Source organism: Virgibacillus sp. Bac332 (assembly GCF_003667785.1).
In the GTDB taxonomy this organism is placed as follows: Bacteria; Bacillota; Bacilli; order Bacillales; family Amphibacillaceae; genus Virgibacillus; species Virgibacillus salarius.
The window spans coordinates 508,504-528,802 of sequence record NZ_CP033046.1 but is presented as its reverse complement, the minus strand read 5'-3'; the positions used below and the strand labels follow the sequence as shown (position 1 = coordinate 528,802).

General features: G+C 37.2%; 18 protein-coding genes and 1 pseudogene. 15 read left to right on the top strand and 4 right to left on the bottom strand.

Features of this window, described 5'->3' with window-relative positions:
• Window positions 1-94 precede the first annotated feature (94 nt).
• Window positions 95-1,963 carry a cation:proton antiporter gene (locus D9782_RS02455; RefSeq protein WP_026682621.1) on the top strand — a complete coding sequence of 623 codons (1,869 nt, stop codon included), beginning with the start codon at window positions 95-97 and terminating at the stop codon, window positions 1,961-1,963.
• A 198-nt stretch (window positions 1,964-2,161) separates the two neighbouring features.
• Here the strand turns inward: D9782_RS02455 and D9782_RS02450 are convergent, their stop codons facing one another.
• On the bottom strand, window positions 2,162-2,341 hold the full coding sequence (locus D9782_RS02450) for a helix-turn-helix domain-containing protein (RefSeq protein WP_121603981.1): 180 nt from the start codon (window positions 2,339-2,341) through the stop codon (window positions 2,162-2,164).
• A gap of 567 nt (window positions 2,342-2,908) precedes the next feature.
• On the opposite strand from D9782_RS02450, the gene D9782_RS02445 reads away from it, so the two are divergent.
• Window positions 2,909-3,106: a hypothetical protein gene (locus tag D9782_RS02445; RefSeq protein WP_121603980.1), complete on the top strand. Its 198-nt coding sequence runs from the start codon at window positions 2,909-2,911 to the stop codon at window positions 3,104-3,106.
• A gap of 73 nt (window positions 3,107-3,179) precedes the next feature.
• On the opposite strand, the gene D9782_RS02440 is transcribed toward D9782_RS02445, so the two are convergent.
• Window positions 3,180-3,368 (bottom strand): SE1832 family protein, encoded by a 189-nt coding sequence (locus D9782_RS02440; RefSeq protein ID WP_026679630.1) that lies wholly within the window; start codon window positions 3,366-3,368, stop codon window positions 3,180-3,182.
• A gap of 87 nt (window positions 3,369-3,455) precedes the next feature.
• Here D9782_RS02440 and D9782_RS02435 point away from each other — a divergent pair, with 87 nt between their 5' ends.
• Window positions 3,456-4,298 carry a GNAT family N-acetyltransferase gene (locus D9782_RS02435; RefSeq protein WP_121603979.1) on the top strand — a complete coding sequence of 281 codons (843 nt, stop codon included), beginning with the start codon at window positions 3,456-3,458 and terminating at the stop codon, window positions 4,296-4,298.
• A gap of 288 nt (window positions 4,299-4,586) precedes the next feature.
• On the opposite strand, the gene D9782_RS02430 is transcribed toward D9782_RS02435, so the two are convergent.
• A complete protein-coding gene (locus D9782_RS02430) occupies window positions 4,587-5,639 on the bottom strand; it encodes an AI-2E family transporter (RefSeq protein WP_371413984.1) in 1,053 nt (350 codons plus the stop codon).
• Between the two features lie 302 nt (window positions 5,640-5,941).
• Between D9782_RS02430 and D9782_RS02425 the strand changes: the two genes are divergently transcribed.
• The 9 genes and pseudogenes from D9782_RS02425 (at window position 5,942) to D9782_RS02385 (ending at window position 14,735) form a co-directional block, all read left to right on the top strand.
• Window positions 5,942-7,681 carry a phospho-sugar mutase gene (locus D9782_RS02425; protein ID WP_121603978.1) on the top strand — a complete coding sequence of 580 codons (1,740 nt, stop codon included), beginning with the start codon at window positions 5,942-5,944 and terminating at the stop codon, window positions 7,679-7,681.
• 370 nt (window positions 7,682-8,051) lie between these two features.
• Window positions 8,052-8,828, top strand: coding sequence for a TerC family protein (locus D9782_RS02420; protein ID WP_026679634.1), 777 nt, complete (start codon window positions 8,052-8,054; stop codon window positions 8,826-8,828).
• A 384-nt stretch (window positions 8,829-9,212) separates the two neighbouring features.
• Window positions 9,213-9,653: an OsmC family protein gene (locus D9782_RS02415; protein WP_026679635.1), complete on the top strand. Its 441-nt coding sequence runs from the start codon at window positions 9,213-9,215 to the stop codon at window positions 9,651-9,653.
• Window positions 9,654-9,740: 87 nt separating this feature from the next.
• Window positions 9,741-9,971 carry a hypothetical protein gene (locus D9782_RS02410; RefSeq protein ID WP_121603977.1) on the top strand — a complete coding sequence of 77 codons (231 nt, stop codon included), beginning with the start codon at window positions 9,741-9,743 and terminating at the stop codon, window positions 9,969-9,971.
• Window positions 9,972-10,311: 340 nt separating this feature from the next.
• Window positions 10,312-10,527 carry a hypothetical protein gene (locus tag D9782_RS02405; protein ID WP_121603976.1) on the top strand — a complete coding sequence of 72 codons (216 nt, stop codon included), beginning with the start codon at window positions 10,312-10,314 and terminating at the stop codon, window positions 10,525-10,527.
• Window positions 10,528-11,013: 486 nt separating this feature from the next.
• Window positions 11,014-12,408 (top strand): L-cystine transporter, encoded by a 1,395-nt coding sequence (locus tag D9782_RS02400; RefSeq protein ID WP_121603975.1) that lies wholly within the window; start codon window positions 11,014-11,016, stop codon window positions 12,406-12,408.
• Window positions 12,409-12,963: 555 nt separating this feature from the next.
• Complete coding sequence (locus tag D9782_RS02395) at window positions 12,964-13,179, top strand: hypothetical protein (RefSeq protein WP_121603973.1); 216 nt, start codon at window positions 12,964-12,966, stop codon at window positions 13,177-13,179.
• A gap of 144 nt (window positions 13,180-13,323) precedes the next feature.
• Window positions 13,324-13,416 (top strand): annotated as a pseudogene (locus tag D9782_RS23440) (IS200/IS605 family transposase); the annotation flags it as partial.
• Between the two features lie 293 nt (window positions 13,417-13,709).
• Window positions 13,710-14,735: an ion channel gene (locus tag D9782_RS02385; protein ID WP_026681836.1), complete on the top strand. Its 1,026-nt coding sequence runs from the start codon at window positions 13,710-13,712 to the stop codon at window positions 14,733-14,735.
• Window positions 14,736-14,976: 241 nt separating this feature from the next.
• On the opposite strand, the gene D9782_RS02380 is transcribed toward D9782_RS02385, so the two are convergent.
• Window positions 14,977-16,779, bottom strand: a complete 1,803-nt coding sequence (locus D9782_RS02380) for a DNA ligase D (protein ID WP_121603974.1) — start codon at window positions 16,777-16,779, stop codon at window positions 14,977-14,979.
• Window positions 16,780-16,905: 126 nt separating this feature from the next.
• On the opposite strand from D9782_RS02380, the gene D9782_RS02375 reads away from it, so the two are divergent.
• The 3 genes from D9782_RS02375 (at window position 16,906) to D9782_RS02365 (ending at window position 20,293) form a co-directional block, all read left to right on the top strand.
• Complete coding sequence (locus D9782_RS02375; RefSeq protein ID WP_026681834.1) at window positions 16,906-17,754, top strand: non-homologous end joining protein Ku; 849 nt, start codon at window positions 16,906-16,908, stop codon at window positions 17,752-17,754.
• A gap of 924 nt (window positions 17,755-18,678) precedes the next feature.
• The gene (locus D9782_RS02370) at window positions 18,679-19,695 is read left to right on the top strand and encodes an acyltransferase family protein (RefSeq protein WP_026681833.1); all 1,017 of its coding nucleotides are present in this window, start codon (window positions 18,679-18,681) and stop codon (window positions 19,693-19,695) included.
• A gap of 34 nt (window positions 19,696-19,729) precedes the next feature.
• On the top strand, window positions 19,730-20,293 hold the full coding sequence (locus D9782_RS02365; RefSeq protein WP_226983563.1) for a sugar nucleotide-binding protein: 564 nt from the start codon (window positions 19,730-19,732) through the stop codon (window positions 20,291-20,293).
• The last annotated feature ends 6 nt before the right edge of the window (window positions 20,294-20,299 follow it).

Sequence of the window (20,299 nt, the reverse complement as noted above, 5' to 3'; positions counted from 1 at the left end):
TTATATGGCTATCCGACGTTTTACTTTCTGTAGGATTGATTGCAATGTTACATAAGGAAGTAGTTTCGTTGAAATTTTAAATAGGGGGTATCACATGGTTCCGTCTTTATTATTTGAAATCATGCTAATAGGCTTCTTAGGGATCGGGTCCCAATGGATCGCTTGGCGTTACCGTATGCCGGCTATTGTTGTTATGTCGATCACTGGACTGTTGGCAGGACCAGTTTTTGGTTTAATGAACCCTGAGGAAGACTTTGGCAGTTTATATAGCCCAATTATATCTGTAGCAGTAGCCATTATTTTATTTGAGGGCAGCTTAAATCTCAGCTTTAAGGAGCTCAGGGGACTAGGCAAGCCTGTTTTCCGAATCTCCACTGTTGGTGCATTTATAGCCTGGATTCTCGGCTCATTAACTGCTCACTATATTGCAGGTTTGTCTTGGACCGTTGCTTTTGTAATTGGTGGCCTATTTATTGTTACTGGACCAACTGTAATAATGCCATTATTACGGCAATCAAAGCTAAAGCCTAGACCAGCTAAAATCCTAAAATGGGAAGGAATAATCGTTGATCCAATTGGTGCACTTTTAGCAGTGTTCGCTTTTGAGATTATTACCTTTTTAACAGCAAATGATCCGGATGGAGCAAAGTTAACACTATTTTTTGCAGCATCTATTTTTGCGGCAATATTTGGCTGGGCATGTGGTAAAGGAATTGGCTGGATGTTTGAAACAGGCCATATTCCAGAATTCTTAAAATCTCCAGCAGTTGTCATTGTTGTTATTGTTTGTTTTACTGGTGCAGATGAAATTATGCACGAAACAGGATTATTATCAGTAACAGCTATGGGAATTACACTTGCCAATATGGGGATAAGCTCTATTTCTGACATGCGTCATTTCAAAGAAAACATTTCAATTTTACTCATTTCAACGATATTTATTATGCTAACCGCATCCTTGCAATTAGAAACCCTACTGCAAATATTTAGTCCCAACATTATTGGCTATGTATTATTAATGATGTTCATTGTTCGCCCATTATCGATTTTCCTTTCTACCATTGGCACGGGATTATCATTTAATGAGAAAGCTCTAGTAGGTTGGATTGCACCAAGAGGAATTGTAGCGTTGACCGTATCAGGCTATTTTGCTAGTGTATTGACCGAAGCAGGTTATGAAGATGCACAAATACTAACAACACTTACCTTTGGACTAGTAATTTTTACGGTTGTAGCTCATGGATTTTCAATTGGTTGGTTGGCGAAAAAATTACATTTATCTATGGAAGGAAGACCAGGAGCATTAATTAATGGAGCTAATCGCTTTACAGTTGAATTAGCTAAATCACTGGCAAAGGCTAATTTTCCAGTAATAATTGTTGACTCTTCATGGGAAAGATTAAGGCCAGTTCGTGAGGCAGGTATTAATTTTTATCATGGAAATATACTCTCTGAGCAGTCGGAATATAACCTGGATACAATTCCATATGAATATTTGCTAGCTATAACAGATGATCATGCTTTTAATTCCCTTGTATGTACAACATTTATGCCCGAATATGGTAGAACTAATGTCTTTAAAGTTAGTCCACTTGATCAAATAAAAGGTGATACAACAGAGGTTGTATCTAAAGTTGGAGGACGGATTTTATTTGATAAGAAATTTACGATGGAAGATTTGTTGGAAAAGCTGAATAATCATTATGTGTTCAGACAAACTACGTTAACTTCACAATATAACTATAAGCAATATGTAGCTGACAAAGATGAATCTACTGCTTTTCTTTATCTAATTAAGCCTTCAGGTCAATTGAAATTTTATTCCGAAGAAATGCGAACTGTTCCAGCAGTAGGGGATACAATAGTAAGTCTGACACCACCTAATAAAGAAAAAGCAAAGATTCAAGCCAAGTTAGAAACGCAGCGAAATAACAATACAAAAGGGAATGAAAAAGAAGTATGAAGCTGAATTGAACCTGTCAAGTAGACATTGGAAATAATAAAAATGGATTTAAGCGGCTTTAGCTCTATATTTAACAGGGCTAGGGCCGTATAATCTTTCTTGATATCTTTCATACTTATGTAAATAGTACTTCTCACATTTGAGAGCCCCCCAAAATGATTCCATTGGAACTTCTTTATAAGAATAGTCTCCTGACAACTAATCAAATACAGCTGCTTCCTTTAACCCACTTATTCCGTCCGTTTCAAATGTCTCCATCCATCTAGAAAGGGTTGTATTATTTATTTGATATTTGAACATCCTTCTTTGTATCACCTTCATTATTGTTGACATTATTACTTCAAATTTAAATTCACTCGAATGAGATCTCTTGGACATAAAAAATTCCCCCTAAGGTAAAACAGATTTTTATTTGTTAATCTGTCTAACTTAAGGGGAGCAGTTCAAACGCTTCACTCTTTTAGAAAATAATAAAATTTGCCCATTTGTATAAATATGGTGTCGGGTTGAGCTGCGTCCAGCTCCAGCGCCGAGAAACGAGGCGACTTCACAAATCGTCCTAAGCTAAGTCAACATCGGTTCGTAAGCAAACTGTAGTTCCTATATTTCCGCTGACTCGCTCCAGTCGCTACGTTTCCAATCGGGCTCTTGTGTTTTTGTTCTAAGTTAAGAAAGTATAAATTCAGTGCAATGACTGCGTTAAGCCAAGTAGTTATTTTGAAATGTTTGATGTATATTGGCAATGCTCCGACGAATTACTTCGCTTTCCACGGGCACGGCCTCAACTAACTTTGCAAAGAAGAACACGTTGCAAAGTGGATTTTCGGCTCGCGCTAATCCCGCAGGAGTCTACGTAATTAGTCTCCGCTATGAGAAGGTGCAACAATTCTTGTCATAAGTAATAGGTTGACTTTTTTACAATGGATAAAGTGAAAATCGCTATCCGTGAGTATAAAAGTAGCTGTGTTACTTCATGCTAGCGTTGTAGAGCCTGATAATAGCGAAGGCCAGCCACTTCAACTCCTGTGGGGAATGTTTGACCTGAAGTTCCACTTTTTTGAGCGGGTTTTGCTAAAAAAGTTAGCTGAAGGACAAACCCCACGGAAAGGGAAGTGGGCAGCCGGAGTGGTGGTCAAGCAGTAGGTATTATTCCATAATAGCTACTAGAGGGAGCGTAAATCTGAGCATGTAGTGATAAGGAATGAGCGAATTTTGCTCAGTTTTTCTTATTTAAATCGGCTAATTGTTTATTAACTTCAGCAATTTCTCCTTCAAGACGAATAAGTTGTTCCTCTGCAGATGATACTCTGCCGCGGACATACTCAAGTTTATCTAAGTCACTTTGAATCCGTACGTAATCGGATTTTAACTCATCAAGCTTTGCTTGTAACTGCTCTATTGTCATCGTTCATCACCTCTTTATACTAGTGTAGCAAAAAACACTTTACAAAACAGGTAAAAACATTCATAGTATTAGAAAAATAGAGAGGGAATGGTTAAGGTGAAGGTGTTTATTAACCAGGCTGTTGATTCATATGCAAAACGAGTTGAACCGCTTTTACTTCAGAAAGAAGCATGTAATAATTTGATGCTTGGTATTATGAATCGCTTGAAGGAAAACAAAACAGATTGTTTCTTAGGTTGGGTAGAAGCGAATGGGGAAATTATTTATGCATTCCTGCGAACTCCACCCCATAATTGGATCTTGCCAGATATTGAAGTGAATTCTCTCGATTTCATACCGGTTATTACGAATTATTTAAATCAACATGGCTATGAGGTTCCTGGCGTACTAGGGCCAATAAAGTATGCAAAAGCTTTCGCCCAGCAATGGGAAGAAAAAAGCGGGAAAACAGCATCCGTACATATGAATGAATTGATCTATCAATTAGACCGTGTGCAGATAGAGTATCCTTTACCAGGACAGCTAATTCAAGCAGAATTAGCTGATCATGCACTTCTAGCAAAGTGGCTTCTTCTTTTTGGAGAGGAAGCTAATGCACCAATAGATGAGTCGCGAGCATCTAGTTTGGCGGCGGAGTTTTTACATAAGCAATCAGCTTATTTTTTGCAGATAGGGGAGAATAAGGTTTCCATGGCGAATAAATCAAGGGAGACGAAGCATGGTGCGACAATTAATGCTGTCTATACCCCTGATAAATATAAGAAAAAAGGGTATGCTACAAGTGTTGTAAGCCAATTAAGTCAAAAGCTGTTAAATGACGGGTATCAATTTTGTAGTTTATATACAGATTTGTCGAACCCAACTGCAAATAATATTTACAAGAAGATTGGCTATTATAAAATTGGTTCTGCTATTGTCTATTTGTTTTAGAGATAACCGAGTGGTTAGGTTAAAACTAAATGAGTAGTTCACAAGCAAATATAATACCATGTTCTAAAATCGCAATCTAAACGATGGGAACCTTTATGATGATCAGCTAACGCACTAAAAAAATTGCTTAGCAACTGATTCTTCGAGCTCATCAGTTATCACAGAAGTCTTCACCACCATAAATGATAAAACTCCAAACCAATATCCGGAACTAAGTTCGTAACCTCGGATTATAGTTTGGAGTTTCACTTTATCTACATGTAATTTATGCTTTTAATAAGCTCAGCATTAGATTAATGCATCTTCCTTATTTTTTTTAGAGTTTACGTATGTTTTATAGAAATGGATAATGATCGTCTTAATCACTGCATAAAATGGTACAGCAAATAGAATACCTAAGAATCCAGCAATGCTTCCTGCTGCTAAGATAACGGTAATGACTGTTAATGGATGTAAGTCTAATGCACGCCCCATAACATTTGGTGAAATTAAATTACTTTCAATTTGCTGCGCGGCTATCATTACGATGGACACCCAAATCACCATAAACGGATCTTGGAATGCTCCAACGATTAATGCCGGAATTACGGCTATAAATGGACCAGCAAAAGGAATTACATTCATTACCATAGCAAATAACGCTAGTGTTAAGGAATATTTTAAGTTAATGATCAAATATCCAATAAATAACAGCACACCGACGGCAAAACTAACAATTAACTGCCCTTGTATAAAGGCTGTTAACGTTCCATCTACTTTGACAAACAAGCTACGAATATTCTCCGCTTTTTTCTTGGAAAAGATTTGTGTAATAAATGGAACTAGCTTCTCTCCATCCTTCAACATGAAGAATAAGAAAAATGGAACGAGAACTAATGCAGTAACAAATCCAATGAGTTGTCCAATAAATCCAAACAAATAATTTAATACACTATCAATATGTGATTGAAGGTTATTCGTAAAATTATTGATTGCTTTGTCTATTTCTGCAGGAATAGCAGTTTGGTTTGATTGCCATAAAGAAATCATATCCTGCGCCCAGTTTACCATTGTTGGAACATTATCAATTAAATTCCTAAATTGTTGTTGGGCAATTGGAGCAATATACATATAGACAAAAACACCAAGAAGAATTAATACAAGAAATACAAGAATAATTGAAAAGATACGATTTATTTTAAGGCGTTCAAAGAAGTACATTAACGGCTTTGTTAAATAGTAAAGAATACCTGCACCTATAATAGGTACGGCGACGGCCCCTATTACTTTCAAAAAGGGTGTAAAAATAAAATCAGTAACCGAAATAAGTAATATTAACAGAAAAACCATTATGAAAAACACTAAAAACTGAAACCAGCGTTTATTTACCACCAACATCCCAACCTTCACAAATCATTTGTATCTATTTTACCTGTTTCAAAGAATAATAGAAAGTATATCTTATTTAGCTTTACGAACTGTTTTGATACGACGACGCTAAAGTAACAATGATATTCCCAAACAAGACAGCTTTGATCTTTACGTTTTCTATTATTTTAACCTAATTTATGAAATCATAAACGATTCAAAATTTGATCGATAGAATAATCTGTGTAAGTATGCTAAAATTCGTATAGATTATATACAGTTGGAGGACATAACGAATGACCAGTTGGGAAAAAGTCTATCAAAAATGGGAAACATTCCAAGATCTTGATGCGAATTTAAAGAATGAGTTAACGAAATTAAATGGAAATCAGCTCGCATTGGAAGATGCTTTTTATAAAGAATTAACATTTGGGACAGGCGGGATGAGAGGGATCATTGGTCCTGGAATAAACCGTATGAATATATATACCATTCGTAAGGCTGTTAATGGACTGGCAAATTATCTATTAGAACATACGGTAAATGTAAAAGACAGAGGTGTTGTAATCGCGTACGATTCCAGACATATGTCAAAAGAATTTGCTATTGAGACAGCAAAAGTATTAGGGGCATTTGGAATAACAGCATATGTGTTTAAATCATTAAGACCGACCCCGCTACTTTCCTTTGCGGTACGTTATTTGGGAACGGTATCAGGAATAATGATTACAGCAAGTCATAATCCTCCAGAATATAACGGTTTTAAGGTGTATAATGAGGATGGTGGACAAATAACACCAAATCAGGCAGCTGACATTATTGCCTGCATTCAACAAACAGACGATGAATTATTAGTTCCCTATATGGATCAAGCTACATTAGAAAAAGAAGAACTAATTAACTGGATTGGGAATGAAATTGATAATGCCTACTTAGAAAAATTGATTGATATATCTAAGCTGCCTGCAGAAGAACGTGAGCAAGAGAAAGCTATACCAATTGTCTTTACACCACTTCACGGAACTGCTTACGAGCTCGTATCTCAGGGATTGGCACAATTGAATTTTACGAATGTTCATGTTGTAGAAGAACAAGCTGTCCCAGATCCAGAGTTTTCTACTGTGAAATCACCTAATCCAGAGGAGCATCAAGCATTCACAAGGGCAATACAACAGGGGAAAAAGCATGATGCAGCTATTTTATTAGCAACAGATCCGGACGCCGATCGTTTAGGTGTTGCTGTCAAAGACGACACGGGTAATTATCAAGTGTTAACTGGTAATCAGTTAGGTGCATTAATGCTGGATTATATTTTATCGCATAGTGATTCGGCATTATTAAAAAGCGGACGGATGCTAAAAACAGTAGTGACATCGGAACTAGGTAAAGCAGTGGCGGATTACTATGGAATAACGACAATTAATACTTTGACAGGCTTTAAATATATTGGAGAAAAAATACGGGAGTTTGACGCAACTGGTGAAACTTTCGTATTTGGTTATGAGGAGAGCTATGGTTATTTAACGAGTAGCTTTGCACGAGATAAAGATGCGATACAAGCAGCTATGATGGCAAGTGAAATGGCATACTATTGGAAGAATAAAGGTAAAACTTTGCATGATGCGCTTCATGAACTATATGAAAGGCATGGCTATTATAAGGAAGACATGACATCTCTAACTTTAAAAGGGAAGCAAGGGTCTGAGCAAATAGCTAAGATTATGGCTACAATCCGCTCAGAACCATTACAGGAAATTGCTGATTTATGTGTGAAAGCAACAGAAGATTATTTAATTGGTCAACGCTATACGCTCGATAATCCAGAAAATATAGAAGCTATTGAACTACCTAAAGAAAATATGATGAAATTTATTTTAGAACAGCATAGCTGGGTTTGCCTTCGCCCATCAGGTACTGAACCAAAAATCAAATGTTATTATGGGGTTTGTACGGAAAATGAAAAAGAGAGCATACAAAGGATTTCTGCATTAAAACAAGCTATGGAACGGATTCTTGAACAAATTATCGAGGGCTAATATGGTGAATAGATTTGATTCTGTGGGGAAGGCTAGTTACTAAAACTAGACACATGGTAGAATCAATCGTTGACATTTTATGTTTATCGATGTTTAATAGTAAGTAATGTTATATTCCTATTAAAGGGGAGTAGCTGTACAATTTTAGTCGTCATTACGAGAATATTCTCCGGCTGAATTGGCAACGATCGTTGTTAGCGAGACCTTTACCAGTCTAGGTAAGGGTCTTTTTTGATGGTTCTTACCTATTGGTAGGAGCTTTTTTATTTGTACGAAGTTACATAACGTAATTTTAGGTAGAAGTAAAAGCTTCAAGTCGAATATAAGGTTAAAGCTCTATACGAGCGTAGCAGAAGGGAGAGCCTAGAGAATGGGTATTGAATTATTAGTGGAATATTTATGGGTATTAGTAGTTTTAATTGGACTCGAAGGTTTACTAGCCGCTGATAATGCGCTTGTCTTAGCGATAATGGTGAAGCATTTACCGGAAGATCAGCGAAAGAAAGCATTATTCTATGGATTGGCTGGTGCATTTGTATTACGATTTGGTTCATTGTTTATTATTTCATTCCTTGTCGATGTATGGCAAGTACAAGCGATTGGTGCAGCTTACCTGTTATTTATATCGATTAAACATTTATATGATAAGTTAAAATCCAAGGATGAACCAGATGAAGAAGCGAGTGCCAAAGAAGAAAAAGGTAGCGGTTTTTGGATGACCGTCTTAAAAGTAGAATTTGCTGACCTTGCCTTTGCGGTCGATTCTATTCTTGCAGCAGTAGCTTTAGCAGTAGCTTTACCACCAACTAATCTTGGCCATATCGGAAGTCTAGACACCGGACAATTCTTGGTAGTTTTTGCTGGTGGAATGATTGGATTAATTATCATGCGTTTTGCAGCTAATGTTTTTGTGGATTTATTAAATAAGCGTCCTGGTTTGGAAATTGCGGCGTTTGTAATTGTTGGCTGGGTCGGAGTTAAACTAGCTTTAATCGTTCTTGCACATCCAGATATTGCTTGGATACCACATGATTTTCCACATTCAACATTATGGAAATCGATATTCTATGTCGTATTAGTAGGAATTGCGGTTATTGGTTGGTTTACCTCTAGCGATGCAAACAAAAAAGAAAAAGCTCAGGATTAACGTCAATGAATGATCTTTTATGAAGGAATAGATTAGGTTTTCAAAAAAGTCTCTTTTAAAATCAGTGGAATGGTCATCTTAGTCGACAACACGTTAACCTCGTGTGAGGGAGAAGCGCTCTCTGTGGTTCAATTTTTGTTCAACTCCCTACAAAGAAATAATAGGGGAAAGTAAAGCAGTGTGGTACTACCAATCAGTGGGTGCTAAACAAAACCCCCCACTGATTGAAGTTTCACTGTATTTTTTGAGCGTACCTGTATAGGCTGCTGAATTATTGTGATTATTCTGATGAAATACTTTTTATAATTATGTGAGCAGGGTTTGAAGCATAACTATTCCCTTTAGAAATGGATGTTTAGTAGTCTATAGCTAAGAGGTGATTACATGGCAGAGCATCATTTTCATTTAAAAGCAGATTGGCCAGGTGGGAGAAATAGTCAAGGCTTCCTAGAGACAGGTAACTTGAAAACAAATATATCTATACCACCTGAAATGGATGGTCCAGGAATTGGAACAAATCCGGACGAAATGCTATTAGGTGCAGCTGCTACCTGTTATATTATTACATTAGCAGCAATGATTGAAAGAGCGGAATTGCCTTTAAAGCAAATGTATTTACATTCGGAAGGGATCGTGGACGTGACAAAGGGAGTATTCACGTATAAGCGAATTATACATCGGCCAACGGTTACTTTAACAGAGCATGCGACAGAAGGTCAACATAGTCAACTCCGCAAATTAGTCATCAAGGCAGAACAAAGCTGTATGATTTCTAGAGCATTAAAAGGAAATGTGGAAATTGAATTAGAACCAACCCTAGTTTGATAAGTGTTTGTCACAAAATTTAGTCTAGCAGATAAGGCTTGGAATGACCGAGTTTCATTTTAAAAAAACAGGAAAGGAAGCTGACTATTGAGGCAGCTTCTTTTTAATGGTTCACTAACAGATGGAATGATGTTACCTAAAGGAATCGTTCCAAGCGAGATAAACTGCTGGGGGTATTTGTCATTTTTGATTATACAGAAAGGGATAGATTCTTATATCGAAGATCTGCTCCATTTTGAAAAAGCAGATCCAGAGTGTAGTACATATCCTAGGCTCAAAAAATCAGATGATAAAGCTGGATTAGTAATTAGCTTTTAAAATCACAATATTCTATTTATGTTAGCCGGTTTCTTTAGGAGAAACCGGTTTTTTTAAAAGATAAGAAAGTATAAAATCGGTGCAATGACTGCGTTAAGCCAAGTAGTTATTTTGAAATGTTTGATGTATATTGGCAATGCTCTGACTAATTACTTCGCTTTCCGCGGGCACGGCCTTAACTAACTTTGCAAAGAAGAACACGTTGCAAAGTGGATTTTCGGCTCGTGCTAATCCCGCAGGAGTCTACGTAATTAGTCTCCGCTATGCGAAGGTGCAACAATTCTTGTCATAAGTAATAAGTTGACTTTTTTTACAATGGGTATAGTGAAAATCGCTATCCGTGAGTATAAAAGCAGCTGTGTTACTTCATGCTAGCGTTGTAGAGCCTGATAATAGCGAAAGCCGGCCACTTCAACTCCTGTGGGAAATGTTTGACCTGAAGATCCACTTTTTTGAGCGGGTTTTGCTAAAAAAGTTAGCTGAAGGACAAACCCCACGGAAAGGGAAGTGGGCAGCCGGAGTGGTGGTCAAGCAAGCAGTAGCTATTATTCCATAATAGCTACTAGAGGAAGCGTAAATCTGAGCATTTAGTGATAAGGACTGAGCGAATTTTGCTCCGTTTTTCTAATTGTCAAAGGAAATTATAAAATTAGCCCATGTGGATAAAGATGGGCGTGTTGAGCCACGTCCAGCTCCAGCACCCAGAAACGAGGCGACTTCACAAATCGCCCTACGCTAAGTCATCATCGGCTTGCAAGCTCACGGTGATTCCTTTACCTCTGTTGGCTCGCTCCAGTAATCGGGCGCTAGCGCTTTTGTTCGTAAGTGGTTGTCAGCCCTCTTAAAAACTCTAACCAGTGCATCCAAGATGGAAGAAATCATTCTCTTGACACAAATGCTAAACCGTTGTATCTTATTTAAAGTCATACTAATTTTATCGGAATAATAAAATATGGTAACGATAAAAATTTTTTGCGCATATGATAAGTTCAACTTCATATGCAAATAATAACGGAAATGACAAACAAGGAGGGTTTATATAATGAGTTTACTTTATACCATTGTAAACATCGCAGTACTAGTTATTTTAATTGGATTACTTATATGGATGCAGAAAAAGCATTTTTCATTTACGAAGCGTGTGTTTACTGGGCTAGGTGCTGGTATTGTCTTAGGTGCTATATTACAGCTGGTTTATGGTACAGGTTCAGAAGTATTAACAGAAACTACGGAGTGGTATAGCATCGTAGGTAGTGGTTATATCCGTTTTCTTATGATGATTGTAGTACCGCTTGTTATGGTGTCGATTATTCAATCCATTATAAATTTAGAAAAAACTGCTGAATTAGGAAAAATGTCAGCTTGGATTATTGGCATTTTAATAACAACAACGATGATTGCTGCCTTGATCGGAATTGGTTCGGCAACACTATTTGACTTAAGTGCTGACCAAATAGAAGCTGGGCATGCAGAAAATGAACGAGGAACAATGCTTGAGACCACATTGGGTGAAGTTGAAAATCAATCAGCTCCACAAAAAATTCTGAATTTCATCCCGTCTAATATTTTCTTAGATATGACTGGAGAGCGATCTACTTCTGTTATTGCAGTAGTTATATTCTCGGTAATTGTCGGTATTGCTGTTCTCGGAGTTCGTAGGAAGAACCCAGAACAGGCAGAAATGTTTACAAAGATCGTTAATTCTCTTTATGCAGTCGTTATGAGAATCGTTACATTAATTTTACGTTTAACACCTTATGGTATTTTAGCATTGATGGCAAATACGGTGGCAAGCACAGACTTCGCAGGCATTGTAGAACTAGGTAAATTTGTTCTCGCATCATATGTTGCGTTAATCGTTATGTTTGTTATTCATCTATTATTAGTAAGTTTATTCGGATTGAACCCGTTCATATATTTACGTAAGGTCATTCCTGTATTAGGCTTTGCGTTTACATCACGTTCAAGTGCTGGAACGATCCCACTAAACATTCAAGCACAACGAAATTCGCTAGGTATTGATCAAGGTATTGCCAACATGTCAGCGTCATTTGGTGCAACAATGGGACAAAACGGATGTGCAGGTATATATCCAGCTATGCTGGCTGTTATGATTGCGCCAACAGTAGGAATCGATCCATTATCACCTGGATTTATATTGCAATTAGTACTTATTATTGGTATTAGTTCATTTGGAATTGCTGGTGTTGGTGGGGGAGCAACCTTTGCAGCATTAATTGTACTTTCCTCCATGAATATGCCAGTTGCACTAGCTGGGCTCTTAATTTCCATTGAAGCCTTTATTGATATGGGACGTACTGCTCTTAATGTTAATGGTTCTATGGTTAGTGGGACATTGACATCGAGAATATTAAAAAAGATGGATGTTAAAATATTTAATGATAAAACGGCAATAGAGGAAAGTTCATCCCTTTAAGATTATTGTCAATATGAAGCGGTAGCTTGTAGAGAACTTAGAGTTTCTCTACAAGCTTTTTTGTAGTCTGTGGAATTTATAAAATCTGCCCATGTGGATAAATATGGGTATGTAGAGCAACGTCTAGCTCCAGCGTCCAGCAATTAGGCGACTTCACGAATCGCCCTAAAAATAAGTTATCATTGGCTCGTACAGACTCACCGTGATTTCTTTATCACAGCTGACTCGCTCCAGTCGCTACGTTTCTAATCGGGCGCTTGCGCTTTTGTTCTAAGTTAAGAAAGTATAAAATCAGTGCAATGACTGCGTTAAGCCAAGTAGTTATTTTGAAATGTTTGATGTATATTGGCAATGCTCCGACTAATTACTTCGCTTTCGGCGGGCACGGCCTCAACTAACTTTGCAAAGAAGAACACGTTGCAAAGTGGATTTTCGGCTCGCGCTAATCCCGCAGGAGTCTACGTAATTAGTCTCCGCTATGAGAAGGTGCAACAATTCTTGTCATAAGAAATAGGTTGACTTTTTTTACAATGGGTAAAGTGAAAATCGCTATCCGTGAGTATAAAAGCAGCTGTGTTACTTCATGCTAGCGTTGTAGAGCCTGATAATAGCGAAGGCCGGCCACTTCAACTCCTGTGGGAAATGTTTGACCTGAAGATCCACTTTTTTGAGCGGGTTTTGCTAAAAAAGTTAGCTGAAGGACAAACCCCACGGAAAGGGAAGTGGGCAGCCGGAGTGGTGGTCAAGCAAGCAGTAGCTATTATTCCATAATAGCTACTAGAGGAAGCGTAAATCTGAGCATTTAGTGATAAGGACTGAGCGAATTTTGCTCAGTTTTTTTTATTTAATTGTTTAGAAAAGCCCCGTCTATGCTGGGGTTCCAGAGAGCTTATAGCGTAATAAAAAAAGATCTAAGAATATATTTGGAATCAGCTCAAGGAAGTTTATATGAGTGATCAATCTACATTATTTGAAGCGTTTGGTTCATTTACAGGACAAAAAATAAAAGATTCTTTTAGATGCAGTAGTGAAGTGGTGGTATTGATCCTGTACAAGCCAGGCAAGCTACTTGCTTACAAAAAGCTCTTGCGGAAATGAGACACCGCTTCTCTCTCTAATCCTTACTGCTTTCACTAGTTATTTTAGCTAATCGGATAACTCGCCGGTTTCGCTAAAAATATAATCGGATTTCATGAATCTATTCGTTTTTTTCTATACGAATCTTATATTTATGTTACTATTTTATTAGGTATTAGGATGCGTATGTTAGTGTTATTAGAAAGAAAAAGGGGGGAACCTGCGTGATATTTTTTAAGCAATTATTCGTAAAAGTAATTAAGTTAAATAATTGGTTTCTGCTATTTGCAACATTAACATTGGTTTTTGCTAGCAGTTACTTTATATATTTTTTAGAACCAGATACATTTGCAAGTCCTTTTGAAGGGCTTTGGTGGACCATGACAACTGTAACAACAGTAGGTTATGGCGATGTTTCTCCAGTTACCGTTCCCGGGAAGCTATTTGCAATGTTTTTATACATTGTTGGGATAGGGCTTATGACAATATTTATCGGTAAAGCAATTGATTTTTTAAGTATCCGCAAACGGTTAAAGGAGGAAGGGAAATTGAATATCTCAACAGAGGGACATATTATTTTAATTAACTGGACAAAAAAAGCAAAAATTACGTTAGATGAGCTTTTACATACGTTTAAGGATATACCAATTGTTGTTATTGACGAAAAATTAGAGAAAACCCCAATATTGCATGAACAAGTAGAATTTGTTCACGGAAATCCAGCGAATCAGGATGTATTATTACAAGCAAATTTGCTGAAGTGCAAATCCGTGATGGTTTTTGCTCCTGAGAATACGATAGCAACATCTCAGGCAGATGGGCAAACCTTACTAATTGCGACCATCCTTGAAGGAATAGGGAAGGAATATAAACAAAATATCTATACCATTTGTGAAGTATTGGAATCGACGCATATTCAAGCATTTAAACATGCTTCTGTAGAGGAATTTATTACTGCAAACGATACAGCTGGGCATCTTGCGGCACGTTCCATACTTTTCAATGGCTCGAGTGAAATCATTCGACAACTGACGAGTCATAAAGGCTACGATCTTTATTCGATTGGTAAAAAAGAAACATGGAACACGTATGAAGAAGCGCGTACTGATTTAGCACAGCAAGGAGCAATGCTAATAGCAAATGGCAACGATTTATCCATAATAAATCAATTGAAAAAACCTATACCAACGGATGCAAAACTATTTATAATTTGCGATCAGCTTACGTATGAAAAAATTGTTACGCAATAAAAATAAACATTTGTTTAACTAGATGGAGACGAGGATAAAACTGTGTTTATCAACAACTGGAATGATGGTTCGTGTAACTAAGCTGCTCCAGAAATCGACTTCACTTTTGGCATGCGGCTGTTAAGCTTCCTTGGGGGCAGCGAGATCTTTCCTCTCACAGTAATTACGTATATTTCTGGAGAGTGCGTAGTTTATCCCACAAATAACTGGCAGTAATACCCCCAAGGATTGAAGTTTCACTTTATTTTTGTAATAGCTTTAATACGTTGGATACGGATTGTTTCTCCTTTTCCCTGTGATAGCTATTAAAAGGGCAGCCTTTGTATTTCACACGATCCACTACATTCTTGATCGTAAAGGCTTGAGGATTGAGCTTGTCTGTCAATTCATCCCAAAATAATGGAGTTGCAACAGTGGCATCTACGGTTTTTCTTGGTGAATAAGGGGCAATAATTGTCTTGTTCTTCCCATGTTGCACATAGTCAATATATAATCTGTCATTTCGCTTGTCTTTCATACGTTCAGTTGTAAATAACTGAGGATAAGCATTTTCAACAGTCCATGCAATTGCTTGCGTAAATAATGCGGTCTGCTCATAGGTCATGCTTCTTTCCGGAATAGGGATATAGATTTGCAATCCTTTATTGCCTGAAGTCTTCACAAAGGATGTCAATTTTAAGTCATCTAGTATGGGTTTGATTATTTGTGCCGCCTTTATGGCTAAATGAAATCGTTCTCTATCGGGAGGATCTAAATCAAAGACGATTTCTTGGGGATAGCTACTAGCCAACGTTTGAAACGGAACGTGAAATTCAACAGTGCCATGGTTAGCAAGCCATATGAGTGTATGGAGCGAATCACAAAGAATAGAGCTTTCACCATCCGCTTGTACACGTGGAATAAAATCTGGTGCATACGCTGGTAAATGCTTTTGAAAGAAGTGCTCAGCTTCTACGCCATCTGGTGCACGAATGATAGTTAAAGCACGCTCCTTTAAAAATGGCAGCATATAAGGAGCGATTTCTCTTATATAAATAAGCAGATCTCCCTTCGTTAGATGCCTTTTTGGCCAGAGTAATTTTGTCGTATTTGTCAATTCTATATTTTCAGGAAGCATAGCCATATCAAGATGTAATCTATCAACTGTTAAGTCTTTCGCGTGTACATCAGGTTGTAGTTTGGTAAACTCTGGCTCTCGAAGTTCCCCATCGTATAAATCTAAACTATGGATGGCCGCGCAAATGGCAGGTGGTAACGTGAATACAGAACCTGTTTGTTTACTACCCTTATGGATAAATAGATCTTTTAATGTATGAAGTGCTTCCTCATCTAATCCATGTTTACACTTTCCGATGTCAACGATGGTATCTTCTTGGAAGACGGCGACGGAAAAATAATTATTTCTCATATCGAAGGCAGTTAAGAAACCATGTAATGTTCTCCAATTTTTTATTTTAAACCAATCCTGATGGTTTTTACCGGCCTTATAAGTACTACGTTTTCGTTTAGCAATAATTCCTTCTCCTTTATTTGTAAAAACGCGTTCTAATAACAGCTCAGCATTTGGATATGCGTTTACAAATTGTATGATATTGTTGTGCTTCAGTTGAGAAATGAGAGCTTCTAAAGCTTGCTTACGCTTCGTAAACATTTCTTGGTATAGTTGTCTGCCCTTTTGCATAATAAGATCAAATGCTAGAAAGCTGGCTGGACGATGGATAGCGGCTTCTTGGACCTTGTCTTTATTTTTTAGCCGCCCCCTTTTCTGAATCCAAGCAAAATTAGCCTGATACATGTTATTTAATACAACTAGTTCTCCATCAAGCTGTATAGGTAGAAAGGAAAGAAGTCTCTCTTGATTCCGTTTGCAATATTCGATGATTTCCGGGAACTGTAAAGTTAGATCTTTATTATTCTTACTCATTAGACGGATATTATCGTGCTCCCATTTTAAAACACAACGAAATCCATCGTATTTCACCTCAAACATCCAATTGTCACCTTTAGGTATATCTGTACTTGCTATCGGTTTCATAACATGCATATTTCATGCTCCCTTTTAAAAAGATACGGTTGTATTTATCTTATTTTTACACAAATGCTGTTGTTTAATCAGGAAGGATAAATAAAGTTATTTCAGCCAAACTATGACAAAGGGAGGTATGTGTGAATGCATACAATGTGGAAAGGTACGATAAGCTTTGGCTTAGTAAATATTCCTGTAAAAATGCATGCTGCAACAGAAAATAAAGATGTTAAACTTCGACAGCTGCACAAGGAATGCCAGTCACCAATCAAATATGAAAAAAGTTGTCCGGTCTGTGATCGACCAATAGAGAATGATGAAATTGTAAAAGCATATGAGTATGCCAAAAATAAATTTGTTGTACTGGATGAAGAGGATTTAAAAGCATTACAGAAGGAACAGGAAGATAAAGCAGTGGAAATTGTCGACTTTGTACAATTAGAGGAAATTGATCCTATTTATTTCGAAAAAAGCTATTATTTATCTCCGAACGAAGGGGGAGCAAAAGCATATGGTCTGTTACGAAATGCTTTAAAAGATACAGGTAAAATAGGGATAGCCAAAATGATCATCCGGTCAAAAGGACAGTTAGCTGTTATTCGTGTTTACGAGAATACATTGGTAGTAGAAACCATTCATTACCCTGATGAGGTTCGTGATGTGAAAGATGTACCAAATGTACCTGATGAAGTGGAAACCGAAAAAAAAGAGCTTGATACGGCAAAAATGCTTATTGATCAATTAACAACTGAATTCGATGCTACGAAATATAAAGATGAGTATCGTACAGCATTACTCGATCTAATTGAACAGAAAAAGAACAATGATGAATCTACTGCTACAGCAACAGAAAAGCCTGCTCCAGAGGCAGCTACAAACTTAATGGATGCACTGCAGGCCTCATTGGATCGAGCGAAACAAGAAAAGCCAAAGCCAAAGCAACCGAAGAAAAAGACGAAAACAACGGCAAAAAAGAAGAAGACAGGCTCATAAAGAGGCTGAGACAAAAGAATGAAGAATCCAATTAAAAACGAACGATGATTGGTTGAAATTAATTATCGTTCGTTTATTGATCAGAATCATTCATTTAGCACCTGAAATAAGTGAGACTCTGGCGGGAACAGTACGAGTCCGAAGATTCACGTGGTAACGTGTTTTTCTTTACCAAGTTAGCTGTGGCCGTGCTCGTGGAAAGAGCGTATATTTTCACGGTGCGGCGATGATACTCCTATTGATAACATGATTATTCGTATTTTCAGTAAAGAAGTTGTGTTTTGTCCCAGCCTCTTTTCATGCTGTCAAAAATGTCTCGACAGGCTACTTACGAAGTGTACAAAACGTCATGTGTGGAAAGAAGTGAAAGAACGGGTTTGCTTGGACTGGCCTTCTCATAAAGGAAAGTGGATTTACCCGAATAAGAAAAGAGAAAAGTAAAACGTAGCCTCGCAGCTTTAAAAGAACTGCATGGGCTGCGTTATTGTTGTTTTCACGAAAAGCAATTGATATTCGTCCACCCACACACAGGGTTTCTATAAAAGCTGATTTTTCAGTGGAATGCTTCAAAATAGAACTTTGGCCAATTTTACCCCGCATATAATTGGCAGTAAGCCCCACTTCAAGCAATAAAGTGAACCTAATATTGGTGAGTGGGGATCGACTGCAAAGTCTTTAGGTCATATTCTTATGGTACTAACCTTCCGTGGGAGGTAAACATTAACCTCCACGGATTGAATTTTTACTTTATCCATTACATCATGACAGCTTTTTTTCAAATCTTTTACAATAACCTAACAAGTCTATGAAATCGGTTAGTAACCTATTTATTTCTATAAAAAATAGGGTAAAGTGGATATTGCACACTTATTTAACATTGACCAAGGGATAAGTTTCAGAATTTTTTAAAAAAGGAGATGCGTAATGGAAAGAAATGCCTTTTTTGATAATGCAAAAGTGCTATTAATTTTTTTCGTTGTATTCGGTCATATGATCCAGCCTTTTACAGACGGATCTCCGAAAATTAATACGCTATATATGTGGATTTATACTTTCCATATGCCAGCATTTATCTTTCTTTCAGGTTTTTTTGCTAAAGGTTCTGGGAATATAAAATATATCTTAAATTTAATGAAAAAATTACTCGTACCATATGTTGTTTTTCAAATCCTCTATTCAGGATATTATTACCTGATTGGTAAATCTGGATGGGAAACGGATTTGTTTAGTCCTCATTGGGCATTATGGTTTTTATTCAGTTTATTCTGTTGGCATATGTTATTATATTGGTTTAAAAAGCTACCTCCAGTATTGGCAGTAGTTATTTCAATTCAATTAGGTCTAATTGTAGGTTACTTTGGTGAAATTGGTCATACGTTTAGTTTATCGCGTACATTTGTATTCTTTCCGTTTTTCCTAATTGGCTACTTCATTACGGAAAAACAGTTAATGTTGATCAAGAACAAAGGAATAAAGGTAGCATCAATAATAGTAATGGCTGGAATTGCAACTGCTATTTATTATATGCCTGATTTTAATTCAGGTTGGTTGCTTGCTTCTAAATCATATGGAGATTTAGGAATGGGAGAATTTGGAGGACTAGCAAGATTACTTGTCTATTTAACGGCTGCTCTCATGATTGTCAGCGTATTATCGTGGGTGCCTAAAAAGCAATTTAATTGGACTGTTTTAGGAGCTAGAACATTGTATGTCTATCTGCTTCACGGTTTTTTCATTCAATATTTTCGACAAGCAGAATTATTTGAGGTAAATCGAATAATAGATTTGGTTGGTCTTGCTGCTATTTCGTTAGCGTTAGTTCTTCTGTTATCAAGTAGGCCAGTTCTCGGTATTTGGCAGCCAGTTATTGAAGGAAGAGTATCAATTATCAAAAAGACGTATCAAAAAATAAGTAAGCAGCATCCAAAGACAGAATCCTAATCTGATAACAATAAAAGAAAGGGGAAGAATAATCATGAAAGTTTGTGTGTTTGGTGCAAGTGGTTATGTTGGAAGTTCTGTTTACAAACGATTCAAGGCTATCCCCGAAATTACTGTTAGTGGAACATATTTGGATGAACCTGCAATAGTTGCTGATTTAGTAAAATTGGATATAAATGAGCCAGAATCCTTCTCCAACTACTATAAAGCAATGCAACCGGATGTAGTTGTTTGGTCGGTGATGCACGGACCACAAGAACATCAATTGACGGAGCATGGGCTTCTGCACTTGCTAACCCACCTTACCCCTGAAACAAAGCTCGTTTATATTTCATCTGATTTCGTCTACAGTGCTGGGAATGGTCCGTATGATGAGGAGGATCCCGCAACCCCTTTACCAGATGATCATGAGCTGAGTAATTATGCGAATGCTAAAGTCAAAGCTGAACGCTTTATAACGAATGAATTGACCAATTATGTCATCTTAAGAGTAGGTCTGTCTATGGGGAAAATCAGGTTGGCAGGCTTGATCAACGAACAGATAAACTTTCCTATCATTTACGGTCAGGTAAGCCAATTGCATTCCGTGATGATTTAATTCGTA